Annotated in this window: 10 protein-coding genes and 1 pseudogene; 6 read left to right on the forward strand and 5 right to left on the reverse strand. The window is 72.4% G+C overall.

Annotation, left to right across the window (positions count from 1 at the left end; genetic code table 11):
• Positions 1–26: 26 nt before the first annotated feature.
• Positions 27–626 (reverse strand): LuxR C-terminal-related transcriptional regulator, encoded by a 600-nt coding sequence (locus ACZ7J0_RS30760; protein ID WP_470892864.1) that lies wholly within the window; start codon positions 624–626, stop codon positions 27–29.
• Between the two features lie 290 nt (positions 627–916).
• On the reverse strand, positions 917–2,131 hold the full coding sequence (locus tag ACZ7J0_RS30765) for an RNA-guided endonuclease InsQ/TnpB family protein (protein WP_470892994.1): 1,215 nt from the start codon (positions 2,129–2,131) through the stop codon (positions 917–919).
• Positions 2,132–2,393: 262 nt separating this feature from the next.
• Between ACZ7J0_RS30765 and ACZ7J0_RS30770 the strand changes: the two genes are divergently transcribed.
• From ACZ7J0_RS30770 to ACZ7J0_RS30790, 5 genes are all read left to right on the forward strand, one after another.
• A complete protein-coding gene (locus ACZ7J0_RS30770) occupies positions 2,394–2,897 on the forward strand; it encodes a metallophosphoesterase family protein (protein ID WP_470892866.1) in 504 nt (167 codons plus the stop codon).
• A gap of 214 nt (positions 2,898–3,111) precedes the next feature.
• A complete protein-coding gene (locus ACZ7J0_RS30775) occupies positions 3,112–5,136 on the forward strand; it encodes a phosphocholine-specific phospholipase C (protein WP_470892868.1) in 2,025 nt (674 codons plus the stop codon).
• 211 nt (positions 5,137–5,347) lie between these two features.
• Positions 5,348–5,713, forward strand: a complete 366-nt coding sequence (locus ACZ7J0_RS30780) for a hypothetical protein (protein WP_470892870.1) — start codon at positions 5,348–5,350, stop codon at positions 5,711–5,713.
• A gap of 160 nt (positions 5,714–5,873) precedes the next feature.
• Positions 5,874–9,755, forward strand: coding sequence for an nSTAND1 domain-containing NTPase (locus ACZ7J0_RS30785; protein ID WP_470892872.1), 3,882 nt, complete (start codon positions 5,874–5,876; stop codon positions 9,753–9,755).
• Between the two features lie 139 nt (positions 9,756–9,894).
• Entirely contained in the window at positions 9,895–10,794 is a 900-nt protein-coding gene (locus ACZ7J0_RS30790) for a C40 family peptidase (protein WP_470892873.1), read from the forward strand.
• A gap of 9 nt (positions 10,795–10,803) precedes the next feature.
• On the opposite strand, the gene ACZ7J0_RS30795 is transcribed toward ACZ7J0_RS30790, so the two are convergent.
• The 3 genes and pseudogenes from ACZ7J0_RS30795 to ACZ7J0_RS30805 form a co-directional block, all read right to left on the reverse strand.
• A complete protein-coding gene (locus ACZ7J0_RS30795) occupies positions 10,804–12,387 on the reverse strand; it encodes a molybdopterin-dependent oxidoreductase (RefSeq protein WP_470892875.1) in 1,584 nt (527 codons plus the stop codon).
• A gap of 79 nt (positions 12,388–12,466) precedes the next feature.
• A pseudogene (locus ACZ7J0_RS30800) lies at positions 12,467–13,839 on the reverse strand (cryptochrome/photolyase family protein).
• A gap of 85 nt (positions 13,840–13,924) precedes the next feature.
• Positions 13,925–15,478, reverse strand: a complete 1,554-nt coding sequence (locus ACZ7J0_RS30805) for an SDR family oxidoreductase (protein ID WP_470892877.1) — start codon at positions 15,476–15,478, stop codon at positions 13,925–13,927.
• 230 nt (positions 15,479–15,708) lie between these two features.
• Here ACZ7J0_RS30805 and ACZ7J0_RS30810 point away from each other — a divergent pair, with 230 nt between their 5' ends.
• Positions 15,709–15,936: a DUF5133 domain-containing protein gene (locus ACZ7J0_RS30810; protein WP_468709783.1), complete on the forward strand. Its 228-nt coding sequence runs from the start codon at positions 15,709–15,711 to the stop codon at positions 15,934–15,936.
• The last annotated feature ends 45 nt before the right edge of the window (positions 15,937–15,981 follow it).

Genomic DNA, 15,981 nt, shown 5'->3' on the forward strand with positions numbered 1-15,981 from the left:
GCGGGGCCCGGCGTCCCACGGTCCGCTCAGGTCCAGCCGGCCCCTTGGGCGATGCGGATCGCGTCCACCCGGTTACGGGCGCCGACCTTCCGGATCGCGCTGGCCATGTAGTTGCGTACCGTTCCGGACGACAGATGCAGCGTGCCGGCTATCTCGGCGATCGACGAGCCCTGCGCCGCCAGGGACAGCACGCTCAGCTCACGTTTGGTCAGAGGCATATGCGTCGCCTCGAGAAAGCCGAAAGCGAGCGATTCGTCGATGAATCGCTCGCCCTTGGCCACGGTGTGCACCGCTTCGAGTAATCGGCACGTGGAGCCGTTCTTGTCGACGAACCCCAGCGCGCCGGCGTCGTACGCCTTGCGCAGCCCGCCCGGCTTCTGCGCGGTGGCCAGCACCAGGAGCGCCGCCTCGTCCCGCGTACGGGACTCCACATCGCTGTCCTCCCAGGTCGGCGCCTCCAGACAGTCGGCGTCGGCCACGCACACATCGTGCGGCAGGCTCCCCACGGCCTGCCGGTCCGAGCGAGAGGACGCGGAGGAGACATCGAGTCTGTCGTCCGACCGCAGGAGCTCCACCAGAGCCGACCGCAGCAGCTTTTCGTCATACATGACCAGGACCCGAATCATGCCCACCCCTTCGTGTCTCCGGCAGCCGTCTCTCGGCCTGCCGGACTCTCCGCCGCGCCTTTCCCGCGAGTGCCCAGGAAACACGAGACGGAACACGGCGCTCGGGAGCACAAGGGGGCGCGTTATCGCGTGAGACCCCGGGGGCTGTGCCACCGTTCGGCGCGATCTGCACGGCGGGGGGCGACGTGCGTGTCGGCTTGCGCGTGCAGCCCCGGTGTCCACGCGTCGAGCGTCCTCGACGCGATGATGGAGGTGTGACTCCTCCACCCCGTAAACGGGGTGGCTTCTCGCTATGCCGGTTGGGCTTCGCGACGGACCAGCCCGGCCCGTAGAACGTTCAGGGCGCCCACCGTGTCAGCGTGAGCGTTGTGGCCGCACGCCTGACAGTGGAACTTCTCCTGTGTGGGCCGGTTCTCCTTGGCGGTGTGCCCGCATTCGGGGCACTGCCGTGAGGTGTTGCGGGGGTCCACGGCCATCACTTCCCGCCCGGCGCTCTCAGCCTTTGCGTTCAGGATCGCGAGGAACACCCCCCATCCGGCATCGTTGATCGAGCGGTTGAGGCCGGCCTTGGCGGCGGCCCCGTTGGGCAGGAAGGTGCTCGGCGTGGCGGGGTCCGGCTTCGGCGCGGGGGCCCGGCTCATGTTTCGGATCTTGAGATCTTCGTGCGCGATGAAGTCGTGTTCGCGGACGAGGCCGAGCGCGGTCTTGTGCGCGTGGTCGAGCCGCTGGCGGCGGACCGTGCCGTGCAGCTTCGCGACCTTCTCCACGGCGCGTTGGTGGTTCTTGGTGCGCTCCTTGGCCCCGCGGCGCGGGAACCGGGAAAGCGCCTGCTGTGCGGCTTCGAGCTTTGCGGCGGCCTTGCGGCCGTGGCGCGGGTTGGCGACAAACACGCCGTTGGAGTCTGCGAGGTAGTTCGCTATGCCCAGATCGATGCCGACGACGCTGCCGGTCGCGGGGAGCGGTTCGGGCTGGTCCTGCTCGGCGGTGAGCACGACGAACCACTTGCGTCCCTCGCGCTTGACGGAGACGGTCTTGACCTTGCCGACCGCTGGCCGGTGCTGGTTGACCTTGACGTGCCCGATGCCCTGGAAGCGGACGCGGGTGACTGGGTCGTGCGGGGTGGAGTCCCAGCGGCAGCCGTCCCCGTCCTTGGGGAAGTCAACAGTGTCGAACCAGTTCACCCCGCGAAAACGCGGGTATCCGGGGGTGTCGCCGGACTTGATCCGGCGGAAGAACGCGGCGAGCGCCTTGTCCAGTCGGCGAAGCGTGGCCTGTTGGGAGGAGAACGACCAGCGTCCCTGACGCTCCGGGTCGAAGGCGCGAATGTCCTTGAGCTGCGCGGACTGCTGCCCGTACTTGACGCTCGTCTTGGAGATGTGTCGGTAGGCGTCACGGCGTTCCTGCAATGCCCCGTTGTAGAGCGAGCAGTGATCACGCAGCATCTCGCCGAGCGCGACCTGCTGGCCCATGGTGGGCCGCATGAGGAACTTGTACGCACGGATCACCCGGCCCACCCCCTTCCATCGGTTCGCGGTGATCACACTACGCTTGGTTGCCGCGTCAACCGGGCCACGATGCACGGCCGCTTCTGGTCCGGTTCCTGCGGCGGCGCACCGCTCCAGGTGGTGAAGGACTACATCGAGAACCAGAAGCGTCCTACCTGACCCTCACCCCGGAGGCGCAGCGAACTCCGGCGCTTCGCGCCTCCGGGCTCGGGATCGCATTCCCTCCCGGCCTGAAGCCCGGGATTCCCTGGAAGATTTAGGGATGGAACTGCTGCTCACGTCCGACACCCATCTGCCGACACGGGCCAAGGCGCTCCCTCCCGAGCTGCTGGAACGGATCGAGCGGGCCGACGTCGTGATCCACGCCGGGGACTGGGTGGACCTGGAGACCCTCGAGCTGCTGGAGGCACGGGCCCGGCGGCTCGTGGGCGTCTTCGGCAACAACGACGGTCCCCAGCTGCGTGCGCGCCTTCCGGAGGTCGCCCGGGTGGAGTTGGGCGGGGTCCGCTTCGGGGTGGTTCACGAGACGGGTGGGGCGCGGGGCCGCGAGCGCCGGTGTGCCGAGCGCTTTCCCGATCTGGACGTCCTGGTCTTCGGTCACAGCCACATCCCCTGGGACACCACGGCACCCGGAGGCCTGCGTCTGCTCAACCCCGGTTCGCCCACGGACCGGCGCCGTCAGCCCCACCGCACGTACATGACCGCGGTCGCGGCGGGCGGCCGGCTGCGCGAGGTCACCCTCCACCGCCTCCCGGGCCGGCTCTGATCGATGTGAGGGGCATTGGTTCGGAACATGACCAAACGTCAGGGCCACCCATAGGACGGCATGTTCCCCTGACCGCAGGCAATCAGGATCGACCAGCCCGTCGGCCTCGAAGTTGACCCAAGGCTTACCGCACGGACGTAGACCTTTAAGCTCCGCTCCCTCACTCTGTCTCTCGGTGTGCCGCTGGGGCACGCAGTGACGCGAGAGGCGGGGCATGACTCCCATCAGTCGCAGGGGATTCGTCGGCATCGGGGCGGGGCTCGTCGCGGGGGCGGCGCTGCCGCCGGTGTCCGCGTCGGCCGCCGCCGCGGCCGCCACCGGCACCATCGCCGACGTCAAGCACGTCGTGATCCTCATGCAGGAGAACCGCAGCTTCGACCACTACTTCGGCCGGCTCCGGGGCGTCCGCGGCTTCGGCGACCGGGCCGCGGGCAACCTCCCGGGCGGCTGGGGCACGTTCAACCAGCCCAACTGGGGCGGACGCCAGTATCCGTGGAAGCTGAGCGCCACCCCGCCCGCGGGTGGCGCCGACAGCGAGACCCTCGCGCAGTGCAACGGCGACCTGCCGCACAGCTGGACCTCACAGCACGCCGCCTGGAACAAGGGCCGCATGGACAACTGGGTCCTCGGGGTCGGCAACACCCGCACCCTCGGGTACCTCGACCGCGGCGACATCCCCTTCCACTACGCCCTCGCCGACAACTACACGGTGTGTGACGCGTACTTCTGCTCCACGCTCAGCGCCACCGGCCCCAACCGCACCTTCCTGTGGAGCGGCAAGGTCGACGCCTCCAGCAAGGACGGCGGCGACGAGTCCGGGCTCACCTGGGAGACGTACGCCGAGGCCCTCCAGCGCGCCGGCGTGAGCTGGAAGGTCTACCAGAACGCCCAGGACAACTACGGCGACAACGGCCTGGCCTACTTCAAGAAGTTCACCGACGCGCGCCCCGGCGACCCGCTGTACGACCGGGGCATGGGCTCCGTCCCGAGGGTCACCGGCTCGACCCCCGACGACATCGCGGCCGCGATCCGCGCCGACGTCGTCGCCGGCACCCTCCCCCAGGTCTCCTGGGTCGTGGCCAGCGAGGCCTTCTCCGAGCACCCGTACGCCCCGCCCGGCGACGGCGCGCACTTCGTGGATCTGGTCTACCGCGCTCTGGCCGCCGACCCCGAGGTGTTCGACGCGACCGTCCTCTTCCTCAACTACGACGAGAACGACGGCTTCTTCGACCACGTGCCCCCGCCGGTCGCCCCGCCCGGCACCCCGGGCGAGTACATCGACGGCGTCCCGGTCGGTCTCGGCTTCCGGGTCCCGATGGTCGTCATGTCCCCGTGGACGCGCGGCGGCTGGGTCAGCTCGGAGGTCTTCGACCACACCTCTGTCCTGCGCTTCATGGAGACCTGGACGGCGGCTCTGGGCAAACCCGCCACCTGCCCGAACATCAGCGCCTGGCGCCGCAGGGTCACGGGTGACCTCACCGGCGTCTTCGACTTCGCCCACCCCGTCCACGGCGTTCCGGCGAATCTGCCCTCCACCGCCAAGGTCATAGGCCAGTCCACCTGCGGCCCGCTGCCCAATCCCGTCCCGCAGAACAACGCCCTGCCGGCGCAGGAGCCCGGCACCCGGCCTGCCCGGGCCGTGCCGTACCAGGTCAACGGCAACCTCGACCGGTTCGAGTTCGGCGCGGCCGGCAAGATCCTGGCCTGGTTCTCGATGACGAACCAGGGCGCGCAGGCCAGGAGCGCGGCCCACTTCACGATCCACCCGCACCAGTACCGCGACACCGCCGCCTGGCAGTACACCGTGGACCCGGGCACCACGTCCTCGGACTACTTCAACATCGGGACGGGCTCGGGCTCCGGCAAGTACGACATCTCGATGATGGGCCCCAATCGCTTCCTGCGCCGCTTCCTCGGCGACGCGTCCAAGGCGGGCCGGGCGATCGAGGTGGCGGCCCGCTTCGCGACCGAACCGGGCACCGGGAAGACGGCGATCTACTTCAGGATGACCAACACCTCGGCGTCGCCGGTCACCTTCACCATCCGGTCGAACGCGTACCGTACGGACGGCCCGTGGACGTACACGGTCGCGGCGAACTCCTCGCGCGAGGACTTCTTCAACGCGGTGGCCTACCACAACGGCTGGTACGACTTCACCGTCCTCGCCGACATCGACGGCACCTGGTCCCGCCGCTACACCGGGCACATCGAGACGGGCGGCCCGAGTGTCACCGGCTAGCGCGTGCCTTCCCGGAGGGGGCCTCCCGGGGCTTCGCGGCGGGTCCCCCGAACAGCCCCACGGCGGTTGCCCTCCGCAGCGCGAAATGCCTGGTCCCGGCCTGTTTCCCGGTCGACGGCCGGACGGGCAACAGGAAACCCGTCGACCCCGGTCGGCGCCGGCGGAAGGCTGAGGTCGTCAGCACGAGGCAAGACCCGCAAGGGGGAAAAAAATGCGCAAGGTGTTCCGCGGCTTCGCCGCCCTCGCGACCACGGCCGCGGCCGTGATGGCGTTCCACACCACGGCCGAGGCCAAGCCGGCGGACGTCTGGGCCGGATGCCCGGACGGGGCGGTCTGTATCTACCCGCAGAACCAGAACCCCGCCGTCTCTCCGACCCATGTCTTCTACAGCTACGGACCCCACAACCTGAGCAATCAGTTCGGCAACCACTGGGTGCTCAACAACCAGACCGGCGGCGCGACCGCCAGTCTGTGCACCGGTAACAACGGCGCGGGCTGTGGTTCCCGAATCGCCGCCAAGACGGGCGTCTACGCCAACCTGACGCCGATCAACTCGATCGCCCTCTTCCGGCCGTAACGCCCTCGGTCGCACCGCTTCCGGAGTCGCCCTCGGGCGGCTCCGGAAGCTTTCGTGCTCTCGTCATACCGGCCGGATGATCCCGTCCGCCGTCCCTCCCCCGCTGTAGCCTGACCCTTGCCGTCTCACAGCCTCGGCGCACTTCGCCATGGGGGATGTCTTGGGGGACCCGGACCTCGCAGGAAAGACCGACCACCACCACGAACTGCCCGACGACACCGCGGTGTCCTTCCCCGCCCAGCTCAGACGTCTTCGGGTGCAACGCGGTCTGTCGCTCGCCGACCTCGCGCGTCAGACGCACTACAGCAAGGGCTATCTCAGCAAGATCGAGACCGGCTCCAAACGCGTGACCCCCGACGTCGCCCGCCGCTGCGACGAGGTGCTGCGCGCGGACGGTGAGCTGCTCGCCCTGCTCCGGGAAGCGGCCCCGCCGGGCACTGGGCCGACGAGCTGCCCGTCCGCCTCGGGACCCCGGTCGGACGACGACTGCCCCTACCAGGGCCTGTCCGCCTTCACCACGGGGGACGCCGGGCGGTTCTTCGGTCGGGAGCGCGCCACGGCCGCGCTGGTCGAGCGGGTCTTCGAACGGGTCGGGAGCGGTCCGCTGATGCTGGTCGCCCCGTCCGGCGCCGGCAAGTCGTCCCTGCTCAACGCCGGTCTCGTACCGGCTCTGCGACGGCCGGGCGGCTTCCCGATGCCCGGGGCGGAGTCATGGCCGGTGGTGCCGTTCACACCGACGGCCCGTCCGCTGGCGGAGCTGCTGGAGTGCACGGCGAAGGTCCTGGGAAACGATCTCGGCCTGACGGGCGACGCGTTGCGGGAACAGCCCGAAGCCCTGCTCGAAGCCGTCCGCCGGCTGTCGGACGACGGTCCCGCGGCGCGAGGGGACCGGCAGCCTCCGGCCATGCGTCCGGTGTTCCTGGTCGACCAGTTCGAGGAGCTGTTCACCCTCTGCCCGGACGAGGAGGAGCGGCGGGCGTTCGTCCGTGTGCTCTGCGCCGTCTCCACGTCCCGCGGGCCGGTGGCCGGGCCCGCCCCGGCCGTCGTGGTGGTCGGTGTGCGGGCCGACTTCTCCGGCAACTGTCTGGACTTCCCCGAGCTGGCCACCGTCTTCACCGGCGGCCTGTTCGTGCTGCCCCCGATGTCGGTGGCGGAGCTGCGGGAGTCGATCACGCGCCCGGCGGAGCTCGCCGGCGTCACCCTGGAGCCGGGGCTGCTCTCCCTGCTTCTGCGTGACGCCGGACTGCGTGGTGAACGCGGGGCGCCGGACCGGGAGGGCGCGCCCGACTACACGCCGGCGGGGGTCCTGCCGCTGGTGTCCCACGCGCTGATGGCGACCTGGCGGCAGCACGACGGCGCCGCGCTGACCGTCGCCGGGTACGAACGCACCGGCGGCATCCAGGGCGCGATCGCGCGCACGGCCGAGAACGTGTTCGCACGCCTTTACCCGGACGAGCAGCGGACGATCCGCCGGATCCTGGTACGGCTGGTCCATGTCGCCGAAGGCACCGGGGAGACACGGCGCCGCATGAGCCGCACGGCCCTGATGGAGCAGCTCGCTCACGCGGACGGCGCCGCGGCCGCGCTCGACGCCTTCGTCCGGGCCCGGCTGATCACCATGGACAGTGACACAGTCGAAATCACGCACGAGGCGCTGCTGCACGCCTGGCCGCGGCTGCACGGCTGGATCCACGCCGACCGCGCCGGGCTGCTGATCCATCAGCAACTGGCCCACGCCGCCGCGGAATGGGAGCGCGAGGGACGTGATCCCTCGGCCCTCTACCGGGGGACCCGGCTGGAGACCGTCCGCTCCTGGGCGGAGGACCTCGACGGCAGGAGCCGGCTCAGCCCGCAGGAGGAGGCCTTCCTGCGGGCGAGCCGGGCCGAGGAGGACGGCCGGCAGAAGCAGGCCCGGCGTCAGATCCGGCTGCGGCAGGGGATGCTGGCCACGCTCGTCGTCCTGCTGGCCGTCGCCCTGGCCGCCGGAGGTCTGGCGTACCAGCAGCGCGCGGGCGCGTTGGACCAGGAACGGATCGCCCGTTCGCAGGCCCTGGCCGTGCGGTCCACGTCCCTGGCCGCCGGGCAGCCCGAGGCGTCGATGCTGCTGGCCGAGGAGGCCTACCGCACGGGGGCGACGACCGAGGCGCGCGGGGCCCTGCTCAGTACGCAGTCACAGCCCTTCTCCGCCCGGCTCGGCGTGCACGGCGGGGCGGTCAACGCGGTGGCCTTCGCCCCCGGGGACCGCTCGCTGGCGACCGCCAGTTCCGACGGGACGGTGACGCTCTGGCGCGTTGCGGACCGGCGCCCGACCTCGGCGTTCCGGGTGCCGGGGCGGGTGCGCGCGATCGCCTTCAGCCCCGACGGCCGGACGCTCGCGGCCACGTCGACGGACGGACCCGTACGGCTCTGGGACACCGTCGGCCGCCGCACGACGGCGGTTCTGCCCACCCGCACGGCGGGCGCCCGGGCGGTGGCCTTCGCGCCCGGCGGACGGACGCTCGCCACGGGGTCCGCGGGCGGGACGATCCATCTGTGGGAGACCTCCCCGGGCCACCGGGCCGTGGCCTCCCTCCCCGGCCACGCCGGCCGGGTCAACGCCCTGGCGTACTCCTCCGACGGCCGGACGCTGCTCTCGGCCGGCTCGGACCGGACCGTACGGCTGTGGGACGCGGCGGAGGCCCGGCCGCTCGCCGTACTCGAAGGACACACCGACGAGGTGCTGGGGGCGGCGTTCGCCCCGGACGGGCGGACGTTCGCCACCGGCGGCGTCGACCGGACCGTGCGGCTGTGGGACACGGCCGCGCGCCGGACCACCGCCACGCTGACCGGGCACAGCGACGACATCAACGGCGTGGTCTACACGCCCGACGGCACGACGGTCGTCAGCGCGGGCGGCGACGGTACGACCCGGCTGTGGGACGTGCGCAGCGGTCGGCTGACCTCGACGCTCTCCGGGCACACCGACTATGTGCTCGGAGTGGCCGTGGACTCCGGCGGCACGATGCTGGCCACCGCCGCGTTCGACCAGTCCGTGGTGCTCTGGGACCTGCGGGGCGCGGTTCTGACGTCACGTCCGTTCACGGAGATCTGGAAGGCCGCGTACAGCCCGGACGGAAAGTTGCTGGCCACGGCCAACGCGGATCACACGGTGCGGTTGTGGGGGGTCGCGGCGCGGCGGCTCCTGGCGACGTTCACCGGTCATCTGGAGACCGTGTTCTCGGTCGTCTTCGCACCCGACGGGCGGACGCTCGCGTCGGCGGGCTCCGACGGCACCATCCGCCTGTGGGACGTCGCGCGGCGCACACCGCTCGCGACCCTCACCGGCCGGAGCGGGAACGTCTTCTCGGTGGCCTTCGCCCCGGACGGGAGAACGCTGGCCTCGGCCGGCTCCGACGGGACGATCCGCCTGTGGGACGTGGCGGGGCGCCGGCCTCTCGCCACGCTGACCGGGCACACGGACTTCGCCAACGACGTCGTCTTCAGCCCCGATGGGCGCACGCTGGCGAGCGCGGGTGACGATCTGACCGTGCGTCTGTGGGACGTCGCCGCGCGGCGGCCGCTGGCCACCCTGACGGGTCATACGGGCGCGGTACGGGCCGTGTCCTTCAGCCCGGACGGGCGGATTCTCGCGAGCAGCGGCAACGACGGGGCCGTGCGCCTGTGGGACGCGCGCCGGCGCCGTTTCGTGGGGGCGCTGACCGGCCACACGGGCTCCGCGCGCGGGATCGCCTTCTCCCCCGACGGGCGCACGCTGGCGAGCAGCGGCAACGACCGTACGGTGCGGCTGTGGGACCTGGCCGGGCGCCGGCTGTGGGCCGCGCTGACAGGTCATACGAACGCGGTGTGGGGCGTCGTCTTCTCCCCCGACGGGCGGACCGTGGCCAGCGGCAGCAACGACGGGACCGTACGCCTGTGGGACCTGGACGTCGGGGCGCGGCTGACGGAGATCTGCCGGCTGCGCGACGGCATCGCCCCCGAGGAGCGGGCGACGCTCATGCCGGGCCTTTCCGTCCCCCTCGACCCGGCGTGCGCGCGTCCCTGACGACGCGCCTGATCGGAGCCGGTTTCCCGGGTGTTTCCCGTTGCCCGTCCGGGTGGGGTGACGCGGGGTCCTCGACCTGGGGCGCCGCGGACACAGGCTTCTCCTGCCAGACCACCCCCACGGAAACCGAGGTCCTCGCATGCTTCGCCGCTCCGGTCTCATCGGCTCGCTCGTCGGTCTTCTGGCCCTCCTCCTCTGGACGCCCGCCTCGGCGGCCGCCTCAGCCACCGGCTCACCCGCGGCCGTTCGCGCGGCCGCCGCGGCCGACGGCTCGTGTGCCGTCCTGGCCCCGGGTGCCTCCGCGGCGGCCGAGCGCGCCGTCGCCGCCGCGTGCGCGCAGGTGGCGGCGGGTGTCTGGTACACGTGGGGCGGGGGCCACGGACCCCGGCCCGGCGCCACCTACGGGCAGGTGGATCCCAGCGACCCGGCCAGCGAGCACGACCCCGAGCGCCTGGGCTTCGACTGCTCCGGGCTGGTCCGCCACGCCTACGCCCAGGCCGCCGGTTCGGACGTTCTCAACGGGGTGGCGAGCGCCCAGTACTACACGCACCGCGCCGCCGAGCGCTTCACCGCCGCCCAGGGCCTGAGCCGGCTGCTCCCCGGTGACCTGCTGGCCTGGGGTACCTCCCGGGACCTCCACCACATCGCCCTCTACCTCGGCGCGGGCAGGATGGTGGAGGCCCGGCAGTCCGGTACGAAACTCATGGTCAGCGATGTCCGGCTGAACAGTGACTACTTCGGGGCGGTGCGCGTCAACACCGGACCGGTGACCGGGCACGTCTTCCAGACCTGGGGCACCGGTGTCTGGACGAAGGCGCTGCCGTCCACCAGCGCCGCGCGGGTCTACGCCTTCCCCGGGGCGACGACCATCCGGGTCGAGTGCCAGAAGCACGCGGAGTCGGTCACCGCCGAGGGCTACACCAACGACGCCTGGTCCTATCTGTCCGACTACGGCGCTTGGGTCACCAACATCTACGTCAAGGGGCCCGCGTGGCTGGAGGGAGTACCCACCTGCGGTGCGGACCGCCCCGCCGCCTAGGGGGCGGGCTCATTCGACGGTGACCACGACGGAGTGCCAACCACTCGCCCCGTCCGGCATGGTGGGCGTGCGGCGCTCGGTCTGGACGCCGCCGGCGCCGTCGGTGGCCCGGACGGTGAGGGTGTGGGTTCCCTTGGACGCGGCCCACGGGTAGGACCACAGCCGCCAGGTGTCGCGGGTGTCCTCGGTCGCCAGGGTGGCGTCCTGCCAGGGCCCGTCGTCCACGCGCACCTCGACCCGTTCGATGCCCCGGTGCTGGGCCCAGGCGACGCCGGCGACCATCACGGTCCCCGCCTCGGGCCGGGCGAAGGGTTTGGGCGTGTCGATGCGCGACTGCGTTTTGACCGGCGCTCTGCGGGCCCAGGAGCGCTTGACCCAGTACGCGTCGTAGGCGTCGAACGTGGTGAGTTCGATCTCCTTGATCCACTTGCAGGCGGAGACGTATCCGTAGAGTCCCGGGACGACCATGCGGACGGGGAAGCCATGGGTGAAGGGCAATGGTTCGCCGTTCATGCCGAAGGCGAGCAGGGCGTCGCGGCCGTCCATCACGTCCTCGACGGGGGTGCCGATCGTCATGCCGTCCACCGAGCGCGCGACGAGCTGGTCGGCCGGCCCGCCCGCCGACGGCGGCCGTACCCCCGCCTCCCGCAGCACGTCCGCCAGGCGCACCCCCAGCCAGCGGGCGTTGCCCACATAGGGCCCGCCGACCTCGTTGGAGACGCAGGCGAGGGTGATGTCCCGCTCGATCACCTCGCGTGCGAGCAGGTCCCGGAAGGTCAGCGTGAGGTCCTTGGTCACTCCCCGGCCGCGGATGCGCAGGCGCCAGGTGGTGGCGTCGACCTTGGGGACGACGAGGGCGGTGTCGACCCGGTAGAAGTCCTTGTTCGGGGTGACGAACGGGCTGACGCCCTCGACGCGGACCTGGGCCCCGCGCGGCACGGGCGCGGCCGACGACGCCGGGCGCGGCAGCCGTACGGCGGCGCGGGAGGCGACCGCGTCCTCGTCGCGGGTACCGCCGAGCGCCCGGCCCGCCAGGGCGGCGGCGGTGGAGGCCACGGCCGCCGACGCGGCCACCAGGAGGAAGCTCCGGCGGCCCGCCTGGACGGCCGTGACCGGCGCGAGCGAGGGGCGGGGGGCGAGCAGCCGGCCGATGAGTGCGTACAGCAGGGCCGCGCCGGCCACCGCCCCTGTCAGTGAGGGAAGCGCGTCGGCCACCGAGGTGGAGTCCGGCCGGGTCACCGCCGCGATCGCCCCGATCACGCCGAAGACCAGCACTCCCGCCGCCCCGGACCGGCGGTGACGCAGCGCCAGCAGCCCCACGAGCACGCCCAGGACGGCGAGGACGACGAGGATGCCGGACTGGAGGACGAGCTTGTCGCTCTCGCCGAAGTTGCGGATCGCCCAGTCCTTGACGGCCTCCGGGGTCAGGTCGATGGCCGCGGCCCCGACGGCGGCGACGGGGGCCGCCTCCGGACGGACGGCCGCGGCGACCAGTTCGGCGACGGCGAGGGAGACGTATCCGGCGAGCACTCCGGCGACGGTGGCCAGGAGCCGGTCCGTACGGGTGGGCTCGCGCGCGGGCTGTGGCGTCATGTTCCTTGATTCGGCACGGAAGCGGTCACGGATGGGTGGGTTCGCCCGGTCGGCGGAAGCGTCCCGGGCCCGCTTCGGCTCAGCGCTTGCCCCTGGCCCGCTTGAAGCGGGCGAGGCCGTCGGAGAGGTCGACGAGGGGTTCGGGATAGGCGTACTGGGCGCGCTCGGGGCCCGTGAGCTTCCAGGGTTCGTGGACGGTCGCGCCGGGCAGCTCGGCGATCTCGGGGACCCAGCGCCGTACGTACGCGCCGTGGGGGTCGTACCGCTTGCCCTGGAGCACCGGGTTGAGCACCCGGTTCGGCCGGCTGTCGGTGCCCGTGCCCGCCATCCACTGCCAGTTCAGCTGGTTGTTGGCCAGGTCGCCGTCGACCAGCAGGTCGAGGAAGTGCCGGGCGCCCGCCCGCCAGTCGATGTACAGCGTCTTGGTCAGGAAGCTCGCCGTGATCAGCCGGCCCCGGTTGTGCATCCAGCCCTCGTGGGCGAGCTGGCGCATGGCGGCGTCCACGACGGGGTAGCCGGTGCGGCCCTCCTTCCAGGCCCGCAGGTCTCCTCGGCCTCCTTTCCCCGCCGCCAGCGGTCGTGCTGCGTGCGGTAGTCCTCGACGGCCGTCTCCGGGCGTGCGGCGAGCACCTGGTGGTGGAAGTCCCGCCAGCACAGCTGCCGTACGAACGCCTCGGCTCCCGGGCCGCCCCTGGTCCGCGCGCGGTGGACGGCCTCGGTGGCGGACACCGCCCCGAAGTGGAGATGGGGCGAGAGCCGGGAGGTCACGTCGCCCGCGAGATCGTCGTGGCGGCTCTCGTACTCGTCGCCGTGGCGTGCCAGCCAGTCCGTGAGCCGCCCGCGGCCGACGCTCTCCCCGCCGGGGGCCACGCCCTCGGAGACCGACGGCACGCCGGCGCGGGAGGGGATCTCCTCCGAGGCGACATCGGACGGCACCCGGATCGTGCGGGGCGGGGCGAGCGGATCGCGCAGCCGCTCCAGCGACCAGCGCCGGAAGTACGGGGTGAACACGGCGAAGTGGCCGGAGCCGCCCGGGGCGACGGCGCCCGGCGGCACCGCCGTGATCACGCCGTCGTGGACATGGAGCCGGCGCCCGTCCGCCTCCAGGGCGCGCCGCAGCCGCTCCTCCCGGCTGTGGGCGAAGCCGCTGCACCCGGCCGCCATGTGGACGTCGTCGGCTCCCGCCTCGCGCGCGACGGCACACACCTGCCGGACCGGATCGCCCGAGCGCACGACCAGCCGCCCGCCGCGCTCGCGCAACCCGGCGTCGAGGTCGACGAGGCAGTCGGCGAGGAAGGCGAGCCGGTTGGGCGCGGCGAATCCGGCCCGGTCGACGGCCGGGTCCCGTACGAAGAGGGGGACCACCTCGGCGCCCGGGGCGAGCGCGGCGCGCAGGGGCGGGTGGTCGTGGATCCGCAGATCCGAGGTGAACAGGACGACCGAGACGTTCATGGCGCCACTCCTGGCGTTCGTACCGGGTGGCGGCGCGCCGCCCGGTGGTGTGCGGTGCCGTCGAAGCGGCCGGGCCCGCGGGGGGTCAACGCGCCGGGCCCGCGCCGGCGTCGGGGCCGTCGGCGACGTCGGCGGCCGCGGCGGTCTCCGCGATCTTCCTGGCCATGCCGCCGAAGACGACGGCGTGGAACGGCGAGACGCCCCACCAGTACAGCTGTCCGAGCAGTCCGCGCGGGTGGAACAGCGCCCGCTGCCGAAACCGCGTACGCCCGCTCTCGTCCCGTTCGGCGTACATCTCGAGCCAGGCGAGGCCCGGAAGCCGCATCTCGGCGCGCAGCCGCAGCAGATGGCCGCGTTCGATCTCCTCGACCCGCCAGAAGTCCAGGGAGTCGCCGACGCGCAGACGGGCGGCGTCGCGACGGCCCCGGCGCAGTCCCACGCCGCCGATGAGCCGGTCGAACCAGCCGCGGACGGCCCAGGCGAGCGGGAAGGAGTACCAGCCGTTCTCCCCTCCGATGCCCTCGATCACCCGCCACAGCGCCTCGGGCGTGGCGTCCACGGTGCGCTCGCGCAGGTCGGTGTAGAGACTGCCGCCCGCCCAGTCGGGGTCGGTGGGGAGCGGGTCGCTCGGCGCGCCGGGCACGGAGGCGGAGGACCAGCGGGTGGTGACCTGCGCGTCCCGGACGCGTTGGAGGGCGAGCGTCAGCGCCGTGTCGAAGGGGATGGGGGTCCCGGGTGGGTCGGGTACATGAGTGGCGATGTCGTGCTCGTCGCAGACGACCTCGTGCCGCAGCGACTCGGCGAGCGGCCTGGCGATGGCCGGGGGCACGGGGGTGACCAGCCCGATCCACTGGCTGGAGAGCCCGGGGGTCAGGATGGGTACGGGCACGATCAGGCGCCGCGGAAGTCCGGCGACGGCCGCGTACCTGCGCATCATGTCGCGGTAGGTGAGTACGTCGGGGCCGCCGATGTCGAACGCGCGGCTGACGTCGTCCGGCATCCGGGCGCTGCCGACGAGATAGCGCAGTACGTCCCGTACGGCGATGGGCTGGATACGGGTGCGCACCCAGCTGGGGGTCACCATGACCGGCAGGCGTTCGGTGAGATAGCGGAGCATCTCGAAGGAGGCCGAGCCGGAGCCGACGATGACGGCGGCGCGCAGCACGGTGGTGGGGACGCCCGACTCCATCAGGATCCGGCCGACCTCGGCGCGCGAGCGCAGGTGCGGGGAGAGCTTCTGCGCGGGCACGTGGCGCGGGGTGAGGCCGCCGAGGTAGACGATGCGGCGCACCCCGGCCGCCCGGGCCCGGTCGGCGAAGGTGTGGGCGGCCTCCCGGTCGGTGCGCTCGAAGTCGCGTCCGGTGCCGAGCGCGTGCACGAGGTAGTAGGCGACGTCGATGTCCCGCAGGGCCTCGGCGAGCGAGGAGGCGTCGGTGACGTCGCCCCGGACCACCTCGGCCCGGCCGGCCCAGGGGTGGTCGCGCAGTTTGCCGGGTGACCGCGCCAGGCATCGGACCTGGTGGCCGGCGTCCAGCAGTTCGGGGACGAGACGCCCGCCGATGTAGCCGGTGGCCCCGGTGACCAGGCAGCGCGGCGCGGGGGTGTCGTGCGGTGTGTCCGTGGTCCGTGCGTCGGTCATGCGGGTGCTCCGTTCCGGCTGGGTGCTCCGCCGGTTCTCTTCCCCGGTCCACGCGGGAAAGGCGCGGCGACCGGTTCGGCTGGGCCGATCGTGTGGCGTTCGCCGGCAGGGATGGGGCCGGCCGTGTCCCGCGCGTGCCGGCGATCACCTGGCATGGGTGACGGGACCCGGGGTAGTGGGGCACCACTCCGGGCGACCCGCGCCTGTCGTGTGAAGGGAGAGCAGCTGCCGTGCTGATGGCCCATCCTGTGGTGCTGAGCAATCTGGTCGAGCAGTACGAGACGCTGAGGATCCTGCACGCGGAGGACGGTTCGGCGGAGGTGCGGCGTCGCATGGACGACGTGGCCTACACGCTGTGCATCGCCACCGGCACCCGTGACGTGGACGCCGCCCTCGTCGCCGCCCGCCACCGGCTCCCTGGTGCGCGCCCCGAGGACGACTCGCTGCTCACCGTCTGAGACCTTCCCCTCCCCCCACGGCCACGGGCCGCCGCGGACAGGTCC

The sequence above is a fragment of the Streptomyces sp. NPDC038280 genome (assembly GCF_055600045.1).